This window comes from Pseudomonas haemolytica, from assembly GCF_009659625.1.
In the GTDB taxonomy this organism is placed as follows: Bacteria; Pseudomonadota; Gammaproteobacteria; order Pseudomonadales; family Pseudomonadaceae; genus Aquipseudomonas; species Aquipseudomonas haemolytica.
This window is the reverse complement of record NZ_VOIW01000001.1, coordinates 316628-332352: the sequence shown is the minus strand read 5'-3', so window position 1 is coordinate 332352 and position 15725 is coordinate 316628. Positions and strand designations below refer to the sequence as shown.

Annotated in this window: 15 protein-coding genes; 10 read left to right on the top strand and 5 right to left on the bottom strand. The window is 61.5% G+C overall.

The features are described 5' to 3' along the window. Positions 1 to 202: 202 nt before the first annotated feature. The 6 genes from FRT59_RS01610 to FRT59_RS01585 all read left to right on the top strand — a co-directional run bounded on the left by FRT59_RS01610 (position 203) and on the right by FRT59_RS01585 (position 6770). On the top strand, positions 203 to 1735 hold the full coding sequence (locus FRT59_RS01610; protein WP_034118206.1) for an MBOAT family O-acyltransferase: 1533 nt from the start codon (positions 203 to 205) through the stop codon (positions 1733 to 1735). A gap of 11 nt (positions 1736 to 1746) precedes the next feature. Next, complete coding sequence (locus tag FRT59_RS01605; protein WP_153838850.1) at positions 1747 to 2931, top strand: alginate O-acetyltransferase; 1185 nt, start codon at positions 1747 to 1749, stop codon at positions 2929 to 2931. Positions 2932 to 2947: 16 nt separating this feature from the next. Beyond that, positions 2948 to 3601 carry an alginate O-acetyltransferase AlgF gene (locus FRT59_RS01600; protein ID WP_153870224.1) on the top strand — a complete coding sequence of 218 codons (654 nt, stop codon included), beginning with the start codon at positions 2948 to 2950 and terminating at the stop codon, positions 3599 to 3601. Between the two features lie 150 nt (positions 3602 to 3751). Then, complete coding sequence (locus FRT59_RS01595) at positions 3752 to 5203, top strand: mannose-1-phosphate guanylyltransferase/mannose-6-phosphate isomerase (protein WP_034118203.1); 1452 nt, start codon at positions 3752 to 3754, stop codon at positions 5201 to 5203. 275 nt (positions 5204 to 5478) lie between these two features. Further along, positions 5479 to 5943 (top strand): hypothetical protein, encoded by a 465-nt coding sequence (locus FRT59_RS01590; RefSeq protein ID WP_034118202.1) that lies wholly within the window; start codon positions 5479 to 5481, stop codon positions 5941 to 5943. 14 nt (positions 5944 to 5957) lie between these two features. Further along, complete coding sequence (locus FRT59_RS01585) at positions 5958 to 6770, top strand: SDR family oxidoreductase (protein WP_153870223.1); 813 nt, start codon at positions 5958 to 5960, stop codon at positions 6768 to 6770. Here FRT59_RS01585 and FRT59_RS01580 read toward each other — a convergent pair. Further along, positions 6767 to 7624 carry a LysR family transcriptional regulator gene (locus FRT59_RS01580; protein ID WP_034118200.1) on the bottom strand — a complete coding sequence of 286 codons (858 nt, stop codon included), beginning with the start codon at positions 7622 to 7624 and terminating at the stop codon, positions 6767 to 6769. The genes FRT59_RS01585 and FRT59_RS01580 overlap by 4 nt on opposite strands. A 111-nt stretch (positions 7625 to 7735) precedes the next feature. Here FRT59_RS01580 and FRT59_RS01575 point away from each other — a divergent pair, with 111 nt between their 5' ends. From FRT59_RS01575 to FRT59_RS01560, 4 genes are all read left to right on the top strand, one after another. Then, entirely contained in the window at positions 7736 to 8923 is a 1188-nt protein-coding gene (locus FRT59_RS01575; RefSeq protein WP_153870222.1) for an MFS transporter, read from the top strand. After that, positions 8916 to 9317, top strand: coding sequence for a hypothetical protein (locus tag FRT59_RS01570; protein ID WP_034118198.1), 402 nt, complete (start codon positions 8916 to 8918; stop codon positions 9315 to 9317). The genes FRT59_RS01575 and FRT59_RS01570 overlap by 8 nt, the downstream gene beginning before the upstream one ends. Positions 9318 to 9422: 105 nt before the next feature. Then, positions 9423 to 10349, top strand: coding sequence for an Ssp4 family T6SS effector (ssp4, locus tag FRT59_RS01565; protein ID WP_153870221.1), 927 nt, complete (start codon positions 9423 to 9425; stop codon positions 10347 to 10349). Beyond that, the gene (locus tag FRT59_RS01560) at positions 10339 to 10794 is read left to right on the top strand and encodes a hypothetical protein (RefSeq protein ID WP_233094141.1); all 456 of its coding nucleotides are present in this window, start codon (positions 10339 to 10341) and stop codon (positions 10792 to 10794) included. Before ssp4 ends, FRT59_RS01560 begins: the two co-directional genes overlap by 11 nt. 29 nt (positions 10795 to 10823) lie before the next feature. Here the strand turns inward: FRT59_RS01560 and FRT59_RS01555 are convergent, their stop codons facing one another. From FRT59_RS01555 to FRT59_RS01540, 4 genes are read right to left on the bottom strand one after another with little or no spacing between them, the layout of a single operon-like run. Next, complete coding sequence (locus tag FRT59_RS01555) at positions 10824 to 11684, bottom strand: efflux RND transporter periplasmic adaptor subunit (protein WP_153870220.1); 861 nt, start codon at positions 11682 to 11684, stop codon at positions 10824 to 10826. A 10-nt stretch (positions 11685 to 11694) separates the two neighbouring features. Next, positions 11695 to 11895 (bottom strand): DUF1656 domain-containing protein, encoded by a 201-nt coding sequence (locus FRT59_RS01550; RefSeq protein WP_034118195.1) that lies wholly within the window; start codon positions 11893 to 11895, stop codon positions 11695 to 11697. Further along, positions 11885 to 14062 carry an FUSC family protein gene (locus tag FRT59_RS01545; protein WP_034118194.1) on the bottom strand — a complete coding sequence of 726 codons (2178 nt, stop codon included), beginning with the start codon at positions 14060 to 14062 and terminating at the stop codon, positions 11885 to 11887. The genes FRT59_RS01550 and FRT59_RS01545 overlap by 11 nt, the downstream gene beginning before the upstream one ends. 10 nt (positions 14063 to 14072) lie before the next feature. After that, complete coding sequence (locus FRT59_RS01540; RefSeq protein ID WP_198809561.1) at positions 14073 to 15584, bottom strand: efflux transporter outer membrane subunit; 1512 nt, start codon at positions 15582 to 15584, stop codon at positions 14073 to 14075. Between the last annotated feature and the right edge of the window lie 141 nt (positions 15585 to 15725).

Sequence of the window (15725 nt, the reverse complement as noted above, 5' to 3'; positions counted from 1 at the left end):
GGTGCGACGATTCGACTTGCTCCCGATGGCGGTGTACCAGTCGCCATGTGTGTTGAATGACACACCGTTATCGGGAGCAAGCCCCCTCCCACATTTGAAGCCGGTTTCGACAGTGAGAATGCAATACAACCTCCCCGAAATTCGTGGGGGGGTTTGGGGGGGCTCTGGCCCTTGACTGTTGGTTAAACATGGAGAGATCGGGATGGTTTTCTCGTCCAATGTGTTCCTGTTTCTGTTCTTGCCGATCTTCCTCGGCTTGTACTACTTGAGCGGGCAACGCTATCGCAACCTGCTGCTGCTGATTGCCAGCTATGTGTTCTACGCCTGGTGGCGAGTGGACTTCCTGGCGCTGTTCGCCGCCGTGACGCTGTGGAACTACTGGATCGGCCTCAAGGTCGGTGCCGCCGGCGTGCGCACCAAGCCGGCGCAGCGCTGGCTGTTGCTCGGCGTGGCAGTCGACCTGTGCATCCTTGGCTACTTCAAGTACGCCAACTTCGGCGTCGACAGCATCAATGTGATGATGAAGTCAGCGGGGCTGGAGCCGTTCATTCTTACCCACGTACTGTTGCCGATTGGTATCTCGTTCTACATTTTCGAGTCCATCAGCTACATCATCGACGTGTACCGTGGCGATACCCCGGCGACCCGCAACCTGATCGACTTTGCGGCGTTCGTAGCGATCTTCCCGCACTTGATCGCAGGTCCCGTGTTGCGCTTTCGTGACCTGGCCGACCAGTTCAACAACCGCACCCACACCCTCGACAAGTTCTCCGAGGGCTGCACGCGGTTCATGCAGGGTTTCATCAAGAAAGTCTTCATCGCCGACACCCTGGCGGTGGTGGCCGACCACTGTTTTGCCCTGCAAAACCCTACTACCGGCGATGCCTGGCTGGGTGCGCTGGCCTACACCGCACAACTGTACTTCGACTTCTCCGGCTACAGCGACATGGCCATCGGCCTGGGCTTGATGATGGGCTTCCGCTTCATGGAAAACTTCAAGCAGCCGTACATCAGCCAGTCGATCACCGAGTTCTGGCGGCGCTGGCACATCAGCCTGTCCACCTGGCTGCGTGACTACCTGTACATCACCCTGGGCGGCAACCGCAAAGGCACGCTGACCACCTACCGCAACCTGTTCCTGACCATGCTGCTCGGTGGCCTGTGGCACGGTGCAAACATCACCTACATCGTGTGGGGTGCCTGGCACGGCATGTGGCTGGCGATTGAAAAAGCCATCGGCCTCAACACCGCGCCACGCAGTTTCAACGTGGTGCGCTGGGCCTTCACCTTCCTGCTGGTGGTGATGGGCTGGGTGATCTTCCGCGCCGAAAACCTGCACGTCGCCGGGCGCATGTACGGTGCGATGTTCAGCTTTGGCGAGTGGTCGCTGTCGGAACTCAACCGCGCCAACCTCACCGGCCTGCAAGTGGCAACCCTGGTGGTGGCCTACGCAACCCTGGCGTTCTTCGGCCTGCGCGACTTCTACACCAACCGCCCTGCCGAGAAAACCAAGCCGGCCGACCCGAGCCTGATCAAGGCGGTACCGGGCGACAACCCCGGCAGCATTCACGAGCCCGGTTTCACCGTGGGCCAGGACGCCGCCGTGCAACCGGCCTACTGGACCGCTGACTGGCCACGCTACGCCATGCGCGCGGCGGTGCTGCTGCTGTTCGTGGCGTCGATCCTGAAACTGTCGGCGCAGAGTTTCTCGCCGTTCCTTTACTTCCAATTCTGAGGGAGCCGACCATGACCCGTTCATTACGCGTCCTCTATATCGCGCTGTTCCTGGTGGTGCTGTTGGCATTGGGCGCCTGGTCGCTGCGCAGCTTCATGGGGTTCAGCACCAACGCCGAGGCCACCGTGCTTAACGGGCGCTGGACCAAGGCCGTCGAGACCCACTACGACGACGAGTTCCCGATCAAACGCATCGGCACCAACCTGTGGGCGGCGCTGGACTACAAGCTGTTCAATGAAGGCCGCCCTGGCGTGGTGCTGGGTCGCGATCACTGGCTGTACAGCGACGAGGAGTTCAACCCCGCCGTCAATGAAGACCAGAACCTGGAGGGCAACTACGCGCTGGTCGAAGGCGTGCGCCAGAAGCTCAAGGCCCAGGGCATCCAACTGGTGATGGCGATTGTGCCGGCCAAGGTGCGCCTGTACCCGGAACACCTGGGTGAAGTGAAACCGGCGAGCATCCACGCCAACCTGTACCAGGACTTCCACGCCCGTGTCGCAGCCGACCAGATTATCGCCCCGGACCTGCTCGGCCCGCTGCAACAGGCCAAGCTGGGCGGCAAGCAAGTGTTCCTGCGCACCGACACCCACTGGACCCCGGACGGTGCGGAAATCGCCGCCAAGCAACTGGCGAAGACCATTGCCGACAAGACGCCACTGAGCGGCGAGCCGCAGCGTTTTGTCACCGAGGCCGAGAAAACCGAGCCGCATAAAGGCGACCTGCGTCTGTTCCTGCCGCTGGACCCGCTGTTTGAAAACCTGATGCCGCCTAAAGAGCCGCTGCAAAAACGCGTCACGCACCTGGCCGAAACCAAAGGCGACGACGCGCTGTTCAGCGACAGCGAAACCCCGGTGGCACTGGTGGGCACCAGCTACAGCGCCAACCCCAACTGGAACTTCGTCGGCGCGCTCAAGCAAGCCTTGCACAGCGACGTGGTCAGCTACGCCGAAGACGGCCACGGCCCGATCCTGCCGATGCTCAGCTACCTGAAAAGTGACGACTTCAAGAACAACCCGCCCCAGGTGCTGATCTGGGAGTTTCCTGAACGCTATCTGCCCGTGAATAACGAAATCGGTGATGCCGACCCATCGTGGGTTGCGCAGCTTAAACAAGCCGGTTCGCGCCAACAGAACATGGCAATGAACACCCCAGCTGAAAACCCTAAATCCGAGACGCCCGACCGGGCGCAAAACTGAAAGAGAGGTAACTCACATGACTTTCACTACTACTCCGCGTCGTCTCGCTAAGACTCTGGCCCTGGCTGCCGGTATGAGCTTGGTATCCCTGTCCGCCTTCGCCGGTGACGCTGCCTTGTACGGCCCAGTCGCACCGAAAGGCTCAAGCTTCGTGCGTGTCTACAACGCCTCCAACCAGGAAGTCAGCGCCACCGTCGGCGCCACCAACCTCAGCGACGTCGCGCCGCTGGCAAGCAGTGACTTCAGCTTCATGCCAGGCGGCGACTACAGCGCCAAGGTCGGCAGCCAGACCGTGCCGGTCAAACTGGCCGCCGATCACTACTACACCCTGGTCAACAACAACAGCGGCCAGCCGCAGTTGATCGAAGAACCACCGTTCAAGAACAAGCAGAAATCCCTGGTACGCGTGCAGAACCTCAGCGACAAGGCCCTGACCCTGAAAACTGCTGACGGCAAGACCGACGTGGTCAAGTCGGTGGCCGCCAAGGGCCGTGGTGAGCGTGAGATCAACCCGGTGAAGGTGAGCCTGGCGCTGTATGACGGTGACAAGAAGGTCGGCGATGTGAAGCCGGTTGCGTTGGAACGTGGTGAAGCGGCGGTGCTGTATGTCACCGGCTCAGGTTCGAGCTTGTCGCCAGTCTGGGTCAAGCGCCCAGTGTCGACCCGCTGATTAGATTCTGAAATTGACGCTCCCCCTGTGGGAGCGGGCTTGCTCGCGAATGCGATAGTTCAGCACCCAGTGTGCCGACTGAAACACCGCTTTCGGGAGCAAGCCCCCTCCCACAGGCTCTGACCCAAACTGATTCAAGGAGAAACACCCATGATCCCAGTAATCCTTTCCGGTGGTAGCGGCTCACGTCTTTGGCCGCTTTCCCGTAAACAGTTCCCAAAACAGTTCCTGGCCCTGACCGGCGAGCACACGCTGTTCCAGCAAACCCTGGAACGCCTGGTATTCGAAGGCATGGACTCCCCTATCGTGGTCTGCAACAAGGACCACCGTTTCATCGTCAACGAGCAGCTGAGCGCACGTAAGCTCGAATGCCAACGCATCCTGATGGAGCCTTTCGGCCGCAACACCGCGCCGGCCGTGGCGCTGACCGCGATGATGCTGGTCAACGAAGGCCGCGACGAGCTGATGCTGGTACTGCCCGCCGACCACGTGATCGACGACCAGAAAGCCCTGCAACGTGCACTCGCCCTGGCCACCGTGGCGGCCGAGCGTGGCGAGATGGTGCTGTTCGGCGTGCCGGCGACCCGTCCGGAAACCGGTTACGGCTACATCAAGTCCAGCAACGACTCGCTGCTGCCTGAAGGCGTGAGCCGCGTACAACAGTTCGTGGAAAAGCCCGATGAAAAGCGCGCCATCGAGTTCGTCAAAAGCGGCGGCTACTTCTGGAACAGCGGCATGTTCCTGTTCCGCGCCAGCCGCTTCCTCGAAGAACTGAAAAAGCACGATCCGGACATCTACGACACCTGCGTGCTGACCCTGGAACGCAGCGAGCAGACCCACGACACCGTGACCTTCGACGACGCCACCTTCGCCTGCTGCCCGGACAACTCCATCGACTACGCAGTGATGGAAAAAACCCAGCGCGCCTGTGTCGTGCCGCTGAGCGCCGGTTGGAGCGACGTGGGTTGCTGGGCCTCGCTGTGGGCGGTCAACGATAAAGACGCCGACGGCAACGTGAGCAAAGGCGATGTGGTGATTCAGGACAGCCGCAATTGCATGATCCACGGCAACGGCAAACTGGTCTCGGTGATCGGCCTGGACAACATCGTGGTGGTGGAAACCAAGGACGCGATGATGATTGCCCACAAGGACAAGGTCCAGGGCGTCAAGCAGATGGTCTCCACCCTCAACGAACAGGGCCGCAGCGAAACCCAGAACCATTGTGAAGTCTATCGTCCGTGGGGCTCCTACGACTCGGTGGACATGGGCGGACGCTTCCAGGTCAAGCACATCTCGGTCAAGCCGGGCGCATGCCTGTCGCTGCAGATGCACCACCACCGCGCCGAACACTGGATAGTGGTCAGCGGCACCGCCGAAGTCACCTGTGACGATAACGTGTTCCTGCTCTGCGAGAACCAGTCCACCTACATCCCGATCGCGTCGGTGCATCGCCTGCGCAACCCAGGCAAGATCCCGCTGGAGATCATCGAAGTGCAATCGGGCAGCTATCTGGGTGAGGACGATATCGAGCGCTTCGAAGATATCTACGGTCGCTCGACGCCGGTTGAACGTGGCGTGTCGGTGAAAACTATCGCGCAGTAAAACAGTCGTACAAGAAGCCCTCGCCCAACCCATTGCGTCCCCTATCCGCAGTGGGTTGGGTGGGGGCTTTTTGTTTGGGATTGGTGGTGCCTGTCAGGCCCTCATCGGGAGCAAGCCCCCTCCCACAGTTTGACCTTATTCCGAGGATGCACCCTGGCCAAATGTGGGAGGGGGCTTGCTCCCGATGGCGTCAGCCCAACCAACACACCTTTCAAGGTAACCAATCCCACCTACGCTTAAGTTAGGATGCTCGTTCCCTATTTGAGGTGGTCTCCATGTTCTTCGGCGTTCTCCTGATCATCACCTGGCTGATCCTGCTGCTGCGCTACCCGGCCAAGGCGCTGCCGGTGTCACTGGCAGCGGCCGTCGGCCTGGGTTTCGTCGCCGTCTGGGTGGTATGGCTGGACAACCGCGAAGCCGCGCAATTGGCCCGCCTCGAGCTGCGAATCACCTATGCCCCGCTGGAATGCCCGGCCGACCGTCCTTTAAAACTGACCCTGAACAACGGCAACGACGTACCGCTGACCGAACTGCGCTGGCGCGTCGCCGCCTATGCGCCGGGCGACACGGTCAACCTGGCTGACAACGTCTACGCCGCCCCACGCTATCGCGGCCCCGGCGAATTGCAGGCCGGTGCCACCTGGGACGATTGCCTGCCCGCACCGCCGCTGCGCCCCGGCTATCGCCCGCAAACCCTGGAATTTCGCGCCGAGCACCTGCAAGGCAGTTTCTCGGACTGACAAAGGAATGATGCATGCCCAACGTACTGATCACCGGTTGCTCCAGCGGTATCGGCCGCGCCCTCGCCGACGCCTTCAAAGCCGCCGGTTTCGAGGTGTGGGCCAGCGCCCGCCAACCCGATGACGTTGCCGCTCTCGCCGCCGCCGGCTTTAACGCCGTGCAGTTGGATGTCAACGACAGCGCCGCCTTGCAGCACTTGGCCGAGCAGTTGGGCGAGCTGGATGTGCTGGTCAACAACGCCGGCTACGGCGCCATGGGCCCGTTGCTCGACGGCGGCACCGAGGCGATGCAGCGCCAGTTCGAAACCAATGTGTTTTCCATCGTCGGCGTGACCCAGGCGCTGTTTCCCGCCTTGCGTCGCAGCAAGGGCCTGGTGGTGAATATCGGCAGCGTTTCCGGGGTGCTGGTCACACCGTTCGCCGGCGCTTACTGCGCGTCCAAAGCTGCCGTACATGCCTTGAGCGATGCCCTGCGCATGGAGCTGGCACCGTTTGGCGTGCGCGTGATGGAAGTCCAGCCCGGTGCGATCAATACCAGCTTTGCGAAGAACGCCGGAGCCCAGGCCGAATTGTTGATCAACGAAAAATCGCCATGGTGGCCGCTGCGCGAGGGCATTCGTGCGCGCAGCCAGGCCTCCCAGGACAAGCCAACCCCAGCCACTGAGTTTGCGGCGGCTGTGCTCAAGGCCGTGCAACAAGCGCAGCCACCGCGCTTGCTGCGCGCGGGCAATGGCAGCCGGGCGTTGCCATTGATGGCGGCACTGTTGCCCAACGGGTTGTTGGAGTGGGTGTTGAAGAAGCGCTTTGGCTTGGGCGGCAGGCTCTAACCCTTCATAAAATCAATAAACGCCCGCACCTTCAGCGGCAAATGCCGGGTGTCCGGATACATCGCATAGATGCCCTGGGGCGCGAAGCGATGGTCCGCCAACAAGCGCACCAACCTTCCAGCATCCAGATCCTCCTGCACCAGCCATTGCGGCAAAATCGCTACACCGTGGCCGCGCACGGCAAACGCTTGGAGCACCGCCGCACTGTCGGCCACCAACGCTGCCGGGCCGGCGCGGTATTGATGTTCATTGCCTGCCGGGTCGGTCACGCTCAACTCGGTCAAGCGGCCATGGCCCAGCCTGGGCACCTGGTCCAACTCATCCAGGGTTTGAACCCCGGCAAACTGCGGTGCCGCAATGGCGAACACATCGAACGTCGACAACTGCACGGCGCGGTGACTGGAGTCCATCAAGCGCCCCAAACGAATTGCCACGTCAAAACGCTCGGAAATCAAATCGGCGTGAGTGGAGGATGTGGATAAGTGGATATGCAGGTCCGGGTGCAGGCGACGGAAGGCTTCCACCGCTGGGGCAACCACTGCCAACGCATATTCCACGGTGGTGGTGATGCGCAGGGTGCCTTTGAGCTGGGCATGTTCCGAGCGGGCCTCTTCCACCGCCAACTGGGCCTCTTCCAACATGCGCGTGCAGCGCAGGTAAAAGCGTTCGCCAGCATCGGTCAGCGCCAGTTGGCGGGTGTTGCGGGTCAGCAGGGTGACGCCCAGTTCTGCCTCCAGGCGCTTGAGGTTGAAGCTGACAACGGCCCGGGTCTGGCCGAGTAGATCCGCCGCGGCGGTGAGCGAGCCGGCCTCGACTACGGCCTTGAAAGTGTCGAATCGGTCCAGGCTGACCATCAATCACGCCCCCTTTTGTCAAAATATTTTTGACAAACTAGCAGGCAAACCGGTGTATCCCAAACCCTGCGTGCGGCCTACCCTGCCCGCTTCACTCGCAGGATCGCGTTCATGACCTACCGCTCGAAAGTCGCCTGGATCTTTTTACTGGGCTTTGCCCTGGACCTGGTGAACATGTTTGTCGCCACCGTCGCCTACCCGGATATCGCACGCGAACTGCACGCCTCGGTCACGCAACTGGCGTGGATCAGCAATGCCTACATGCTTGGGCTGACCCTCATCATTCCGTTGAGTGTGTGGCTGGCGGCAATCATGGGCGAGCGCACGCTGATCGCCACCAGCTTGCTGCTGTTCGCCGGCGCCTCTGTGATGGTGGGCCAGGCTGGCTCCATCGACGCGTTGATTGGCTGGCGTGCCGTACAAGGGCTCGGTGGCGGCCTGCTGATTCCCGTAGGGCAAGCCATGGCTTACCGGCACTTTCCAGCGGCCGAGCGCAGCCAGTTGACGGCGCGGGTGATGTCAGTGGCGTTGCTGGTGCCGGCGCTGTCCCCGGCGTTGGGCGGGGTGATTGTCGACAGCGTGTCCTGGCGCTGGATCTTCTACGCCAATCTGCCACTGGCCTTGGTGCCCTTGCTGCTGGCATTGCTGTGGATAAAACCCGATGTGCCTGAAAGCGAGCGCCCGCGCCTGGACCTGGGCAGCATTTTCAAACAGGCCGCCAGCCCGATGCTACGCGTGGCGATGTTGGTCTACCTGTGCATTCCCGGGGTATTTATCGGCACCAGCCTGATCGCCATCCTTTATGTGCGCGGCCTGGGGTATGACGCCACCCAAACCGGCGCGTTGATGCTGCCGTGGGCGCTGGCCTCGGCAGTAGCAATTTACCTGAGCAAAAAACTCTTCAATCGCTGCGGCCCAAAACCTTTGCTGCTGGCGGGCATGGTGCTGCAATGCGGCGGCATCTTGTTGCTCAACGAGCCGGCCATGATCATTGCGGCCTACGTCTTGATGGGCCTGGGCGGCAGCCTGTGCAGCAGCACCGCGCAGACCCTGGCTTTCCTGGATATCCCCGCCGACCGCATGGGCCACGCCAGCGCCTTGTGGAATATCAACCGCCAAGTGAGTTTCTGCGTGGGCGCCGCCGTACTCAGCGCGGTGCTGTCGGCCTTGGATTCCTATGCCATAACCTTCACGATGGCGGCAGCCTTGACCCTGTTGCCGCTTTTCGCAGTGCTGCGCCTGGATACGTCCAGGGTACGCACACTGCTTCACCCTTCCAGCGAGCCCAACCATGATTGACTACAGCGATTTTTTTGAAGAAGTGATCCAGACCCACGTCGAGATCGAGCAATGGTTTGCCGGCGTTGCGCCTGAGGGCACGCTGCAAAATCTGCTGGCGCGCTTCTCACCCGAGTTCAGCATGATCGCGCCCGCCACGGGCACACGGGTCAATACGGCCGGGGTCAATGCGTTGTTCACCCGCCTGGGTGGGATGCGTCCGGGATTGAAAATCACCTTGAGTGAAATGACCGGGATTGACCGGCATGCACGGGGGGCCACGGTGACTTATCGCGAACATCAGGTGGATGACAGCGGTACGCAGACGGATCGACGGGCCACGGTAGTGTTCGAGAAGCAGGCCAGTGGTGCGCTGTTGTGGCGGCACTTGCATGAAACTTATGTAGCGCCATGAAATAACCGTTCGGCCAGATCCTACAGAAAACAGCGAATGGCCTGACATCATTACGAGGAAGCTATCCCCAGGCTCTCTCACCTCTGTCTAATCACAGGTGAAAGGATGCCAAGCGCTTTCCTGCGAAGCGGTGTGCCTGATGCGCACACCACGACTCGCCAGCGGCTAATCAATCTGCTGGACCTGCCCAAACTCTATCGAACCATTGACGCCGACCCGGCCATCGTCGGCGCCGGCGTAGTGCATATCGGCAGTGATTATCAGGTGACGGTGCTGCGTGAGTTTGTGCCGTCGTGCAGTATCAAGCCTAAGCGGGTGATTCTGCGAGAAGTGACAGGCCCAATGATGACTGCTGATGAGTACGCGCATTGGGTGGCAAACTCGCCACGCGAGTCGCAGATATGGCGCGAAGCCGCGGGAATGGCCGTAGCATGCGGTGGGGCGGTGATTGGGATTATTGTTGCCAAGGCAGGCATCGCGTCAGCGCCCCTCAGTGCAGGTTCCAGCCTTGCAGTTACTTACATTGCTTATACAGCTGCAGCCGCCAGTGCTTTGCAATGTGGCAACGGCCTATGGCGAACCTACAAAGAACTAACCAATCCGTCTGACAACGATTATTACGACAGCCATAGTTGGTATCAGGCAATGACCGTAGCCCTGGACGGCATTTCGCTGGTGGGCGCGGGCAGCACGACGTTTGTTACGGTAAAGACCGTCATGACGATCAAAAATACGACCGGCCGCAACCTGACCGACATCTTGAGGCACATGAGTCGCCAGGAGCGCGCAAAGCTGACAAACGAAGTACTACGCCTGCAAAACCCTCGTCATCCTCGCGAAATGATTCGGTTAAAGCAGCTGGCCGGAACACTCCCCAAACGCTTCAGCAATACCCGGTTACGCCAAGACCTTCTCACTCAACTCTCCGATCAGGTAGGTGCCGCTCTGGCGATTACTGGCAGCGGACTGTCCGGGAATATCAACCCTATCCTTATCGGCATCTATGAAGAGTTCAACAGCCATGAACAATGACATCGATACCCTGCAGGCCCCCCGAACGTTAAGTCGTTACACACGACGTTTTGCATTCACGGTGGGTATGGGGGTATCAATGAACTTAGTCAGCATTTCAGGCAACCTGTCACATAGCCTGTCGTATTACGCCCGAATAAATTATCTCCCTGGCGAATATGCGATCGTGGCGGGCATGGCTCTGCTACTGGCAATGTGCATTGGCCTGGCCTTAGTGGCGGCAGGGTTTCGTTCGGGGCCTCCACTGCTTGTAGGCGTCGCGGCCCTGAACGCCTTGCTTTCGGCAGGCTACTTGGGAAACAACCCAGTGACTATGTTTGCAGTATTTCCATTGTTTCAATCGCTGTTCTGCCTGCTGATCCTCAATACAAGAAACCACCGCCGCTTCGTCGGCATGCTGCGGGTCAAGCGTCGACGGAAAATCAGAGCCAACACACAAACCTGAGGCGGTGCCCAATCCGCCCCTCCCACATTTCAGTTTTGTGTTGGGTTGACGATAACGGTGCAGGTAATCCCTGCCGCCAACAACACCCCTTCCGGCACTTCATCGATATGAATGCGCACCGGCACGCGCTGGGCCAGCCTCACCCAGTTGAACGTCGGGTTCACGTCGGCGATCAGCTCGCGGCTCTCGGGGTTGTCGCGGTCGTAGATACCGCGCGAGATGCTTTCCACGTGGCCCTTGAGTGTCTCGCCACTCATCAATTGCATATCGGCTTTATCACCGACTTTGACGTGGGGCAGCTTGGTCTCTTCGAAGAAGCCATACACCCAGAACGAGTTCATATCGACCACGGCCATCTTGGCTTCGCCGATGCGCGCGTAGTCACCGCGATGCACGTTGAGGTTGGTGACGTAGCCGTCCACTGCCGCCAGCACTTGCGTGCGTTTCAAGTTGAGTTCGGCGGCTTCCAGTTGCGCCAGCGCATGCTGGTAATCGGCCAGGGCCGAGTCGGCGATGTTGCTGGCGTCGTCACGGTTTTCCTTGGAGATCACCAGGGCGTCGAGGTCGGCGCGGCGGTGGGCGTTGACCTTGCGCATTTCCCAGGTGGCCTTGCGTGAAGCCACCAGCGATTGCGCCTGTTTCACCGCGATGCGGTAGTGCTCGGGGTCGATCTGCATCAGCAGGTCGCCTTTTTTCACCAACTGGTTATCGCGCACCGGCACGTCGACCACTTCGCCTGTAACGTCGGCGGCGACGTTGATGATGTCAGCGCGTACGCGGCCGTCGCGGGTCCACGGCGTTTGCATGTAGTGCACCCACAACGTGCGGCCAATCCAGATCGCCAAAGCCAGTACGAGCAAGGTCGCGAGCAGGCTGAAAAACTTTTTCATCGGGGCATTCTCAACGGTAGACGGTCAGCGCCAGGGCGCCGAACAGGCAAGCGAACAGGCTCAGGCGCAGTAACGCCGGATGCCAGAAAAAACGGTACAGGTCGAACCCGGCCAGGAAGCGATCAACCGCCCAGGCCAGCCCCGCCGCGATCAGGAACATCAGGGTCATGGTCGGCATATAGACGCCGTGGAATGCGATTTCACGAGGCATGCGGGGCTCCTTTGAGGGCCGCCAGGGGCGATTGCGGGTCGAGCAGCGAGGTGCGGATAAAGTGCAGGTAGCTCTTCACCCGGCGCAGGGCCGAGGTATCGAAGTGCGGGGCGAAGGGTTCATCGGTGGCCTGCACGCGGCTGATCGCATGGTCGACGGCGATCAGGCCGCGCTCCAGGTTGCTGGCGCTGGGTTGCAGGAACAGCCGCACCAGCGAGCGGCCCATCACGCGGATTGCCTGGCGCCACGGCTGGGACTCGGCGTACGCCGGGTGCACCGGCAGGATCGCCTGCTCCTTGCGCAACTCGATGATCGCGTGGCCGACTTCCAGCACTACGAACATCCAGCGCAACAAGTCGCGCTGCACCTGCGGCTGGCCGACCGCGAGGCCGTAGGCCTGGTGCAGCAGGTCGCGGGTGCGGCTTTCAAAACTCGACGCCAACCCCTTGAGCTTGCCGCTGATCGCGTACACCACCTGCTCGCGCAGATCCTGCTCCAGGCGCCGCCACAACCAGCGACTATTGGGCGGCAGGATGATCGCCCCCGCCGCCGCGCACACCAGCATGCCGATGACCATGGCGATGTAGTCGTTGATAAAGGTGTAGGGGTTGTAGACCGTGAGGTTGTCCGGCACCGAGCCGGTGCTGAAGAAGATCAACAGACCCACGCCGACACCCGCGTATCGGGGGCGGGAAGAGAGGAAGGCACCGAAGATGATCACCGGCGCGAGCATCACGCACAGTAGCGGGAAGCCGTCGATCCGGGGGAACACGAAGAACATCTCGACAAAGCCGACCAACGCGCCGATCAAGGTGCCGCAGGCCATCTGGAACGCCATGCGCTTGGGGTTCGGCGAAGCGGCGGAAAGGCCCACCGTGGCCGCCGCAATCAAGGTCATGGTTGCGCCGCTGGGCCAGGCGGTGGCCACCCAGTAACTGCCCAGCACGATGAGGATGAACGAGGCCCGCACACCGGCGGCGGCGCAGGCCAGCCAGTTGGTTTTCGGCGTATAGGCTTCGTGCCAGTCTTCCCGCGCGTGGCGGTGGTCGGCCAGGGAAGCATGGGTTTGTGCGTAGTTGTGAAGGTCGTCGACGAAGCGGTACAGCAGCTCGTAGGCGGTATGGAAATCCAGTTGCTCGGCTTCCGTGGGGCCGTCTACCTGGAAGCTCGCCCGCAGGCTGCGCACCTTGGCGGGCAGGCCGTCCTTGTAGGCGCTCATCTGGTTGACCAGGCGCGCGGCATCCGGGCTGGTGAGGGCGCGGCCTGAGAAGCTGTCGAGCACTTCAGCCAAGTCTTGCAGGCCGGGTTTGATCGCTGCGACCACATGATCGGCCGCATCGGCACGCAGGCGTTCAAGCAACTGGTGCAGGGCGTTGAAGCGCGTGGTGATGCTCATGAATTCGCTGTTGAGGCGACTGAGCCGGCCGTTGCGCCGACGCATGTGCGGGTCTTCGAACACGGTGACACTGCGCAACCCTTCCAGACCCACGGCTTCGGCGATAAAACGCACGTTGCTGGCCTCGAAAGCCTCGCGCTGGCTGCGCCCACGCAGGCCGTCGGTGACGAACAGCGCGAACACGCCAAAGCGCTGGTAGAGCGCGTTACGCATGGCGGCGCTGGAGGTCTGCGGCAGGATCGCCGCGCTGACCAGCGTAGAGCAAAGAATCCCCAGGGAAATTTCCAGCACCCGCCACACCGCCGCCATAAAGGCACCGTCCGGGTGGGCCAGGGCCGGCAGGCCGACCATCGCCGCGGTGTAGCCGGCGAGCACAAAGCCATAGGCGCGGAAGTTACGATTGCGCGTGGCGCCAGCGGTGCAAATGCCCACCCAGATCGCCAGCGCGCCGAGGAACAGTTCAGTGTTCTGCGCAAACAAGGCGATCAGCAGCACCATCACCGCCGACCCCGCCAGGGTGCCGAGGAAACGATAGAAGCTCTTGGCGAACACCTGGCCGCTCTGGGGCTGCATCACGATAAATACGGTGATCATCGCGGTGCGCGGTTGCGGCAGTTCCAGGCGCATGGCCAGCCACAGCGTGAGGAATGCGGCGACCAACACCTTGAAGATATACACCCAGGTCACGCCGTCGCTACGTGCCCAGTCGAAGAAACCACGGCGCCACTCAAGGGAATGCAGCCAGCGCAGCGGTGCAGGCAAGGGAGTCATTAAATCCTACTCAGTGATCAAACACGGCAAGCGCCGTCGGGGTCTTGCTTGGAAGGGTCTTGGCATCCTCGGGCGCATCGTTGCCGGCGCCGAGGCCGCCGCCCAGGGCCGTCACCAGCTCGGCATGCGCACTCAGGCGTGCCGCCTGTACCTGCTGCTCGACCTGTTGCTGACGGAACAGCAGAGTCTGGGCGTTCAGTACGTTGAGGTAATCGGTAAGGCCACGCTGGTAGGCGATCATGGCGATGTCGTAGGTTTTCTGCGCCGAGGCCACCGACTGCGCGGCGAAGGTCGACTGCTTATCCATGGACTCGCGGCGGATCAACTGGTCGCTGATGCCCTTGAGCGCATTGACCAGGGTCTGGTTGTACTGGGCGACCGCGATGTCATAGCCGGCACTGGCTTCGCCCAGTTCGGCGCGCAGGCGGCCGCCGTCAAAGATCGGCAAGGTGATCGCCGGGCCGACGTTGTAGTTGAATTTCTTGCCGGCGAGGAACTCCAGCATACCGCCGCCGGTGGCCATGTAGCCGAGGCTGCCGACCAGGTCGACATTGGGGTAGAAACCCGCATGGGCCACATCAATGCCCCTCGCCTGGGCCGCCACCTGCCAGCGGCTGGCAACCACGTCCGGGCGCTGGCCGAGCAGTTGCGCCGGCAGGCTCGAGGGCAGTTTCAACGGCGCGGCGAGAGCCAGGGTCGGGCGCTGCAACTGGGCGCCCTGCCCCGGGCCTTGGCCGGCCAGCGCCGCCAACTGGTTACGGCTCAGGGCGATTTCTTCGTCGAGAGCATCCAGCTGGCGATGGGTTTCCGGCAGCGGAGTTTCGGCCTGGCTGACGTCGAAGTGTGTACCGATCCCGGCGTTCAGGCGTTTGTTGGCCAGGTCGAGGATCTGCTGTTGCTGGGCCAAGGTGGCGGCGGCGATATCGCGGTTGGCGTAATGCAGCGACAGCTGGATATAGGCGCGCACTATGTTGTTCTGCAGTTCGAGCTGGGCCTGGCGCGCTTCGGCGGCGCTCATATGCGCGAGGTCGACGGCGCGCTCGGTGCTGTTGCTTTCACGGCCCCACAGGTCGAGGGCATAGCTCAGGCCCAGGGACGAATTGTTGTCCCAGGTGTTGGCGCCGCTTAATTCGCCGGGGCCGTAGAACTGATCCTTGGGCCAGTTGTGGCGCTTGAGGGTGGTGTCGCTGTTGATCTGCAACGACTCGGCCGACTCTGCAACCCCGGCCAGCGCCCGAGCCTGGCGCACGCGCGCGGCGGCCATGGCCAGGCTGGGACTGTTCTGGGTGGCGAGCTCGACCCAACGGTTGAGTTGCAGGTCGCCGTAGGCTTGCCACCAGTGTGTGGTGGGCCAGTGGGCGTCCTGGGCGGCGCTCTGGATGGCTTCGTCGGTGGCCAGGGTATTGGCGTTGATGGCCTGGCTGTGCGGGGCGATCCCTCCGGTTCCGATGCAACCGCTGATGGCTAACGATAAGGCGCAAATACTGAGAGCCTTCAGCTCTCTGCTGATGTGACGCGGCACGGCAAGCGAATTCCTGAAAGGGTGTAGCGCAAGAGGTGGCGCAATTCTAGGCGGCGGCAGGAAGGACGATAAGCTGGCATTCCTGTGAATCTTTGTTACCGTTCAGGCGATAATCCGTTGGTAGGGATCACTGGACGGCGT

What these genes read in the sequence shown, in the direction of transcription:
- FRT59_RS01580 (WP_034118200.1), bottom strand. Translation starts at nt 7,624, where the DNA reads ATGGTCAGCCTGGACCGATTCGACACTTTCAAGGCCGTAGTCGAGGCC.
- FRT59_RS01605 (WP_153838850.1), top strand. Translation starts at nt 1,747, where the DNA reads ATGACCCGTTCATTACGCGTCCTCTATATCGCGCTGTTCCTGGTGGTG.
- FRT59_RS01610 (WP_034118206.1), top strand. Translation starts at nt 203, where the DNA reads ATGGTTTTCTCGTCCAATGTGTTCCTGTTTCTGTTCTTGCCGATCTTC.
- FRT59_RS01545 (WP_034118194.1), bottom strand. Translation starts at nt 14,062, where the DNA reads ATGACTCCCTTGCCTGCACCGCTGCGCTGGCTGCATTCCCTTGAGTGG.
- FRT59_RS01550 (WP_034118195.1), bottom strand. Translation starts at nt 11,895, where the DNA reads ATGCCTCGTGAAATCGCATTCCACGGCGTCTATATGCCGACCATGACC.
- FRT59_RS01570 (WP_034118198.1), top strand. Translation starts at nt 8,916, where the DNA reads ATGATTGACTACAGCGATTTTTTTGAAGAAGTGATCCAGACCCACGTC.
- FRT59_RS01575 (WP_153870222.1), top strand. Translation starts at nt 7,736, where the DNA reads ATGACCTACCGCTCGAAAGTCGCCTGGATCTTTTTACTGGGCTTTGCC.
- ssp4 (WP_153870221.1), top strand. Translation starts at nt 9,423, where the DNA reads ATGCCAAGCGCTTTCCTGCGAAGCGGTGTGCCTGATGCGCACACCACG.
- FRT59_RS01555 (WP_153870220.1), bottom strand. Translation starts at nt 11,684, where the DNA reads ATGAAAAAGTTTTTCAGCCTGCTCGCGACCTTGCTCGTACTGGCTTTG.
- FRT59_RS01595 (WP_034118203.1), top strand. Translation starts at nt 3,752, where the DNA reads ATGATCCCAGTAATCCTTTCCGGTGGTAGCGGCTCACGTCTTTGGCCG.
- FRT59_RS01560 (WP_233094141.1), top strand. Translation starts at nt 10,339, where the DNA reads ATGAACAATGACATCGATACCCTGCAGGCCCCCCGAACGTTAAGTCGT.
- FRT59_RS01590 (WP_034118202.1), top strand. Translation starts at nt 5,479, where the DNA reads ATGTTCTTCGGCGTTCTCCTGATCATCACCTGGCTGATCCTGCTGCTG.
- FRT59_RS01600 (WP_153870224.1), top strand. Translation starts at nt 2,948, where the DNA reads ATGACTTTCACTACTACTCCGCGTCGTCTCGCTAAGACTCTGGCCCTG.
- FRT59_RS01585 (WP_153870223.1), top strand. Translation starts at nt 5,958, where the DNA reads ATGCCCAACGTACTGATCACCGGTTGCTCCAGCGGTATCGGCCGCGCC.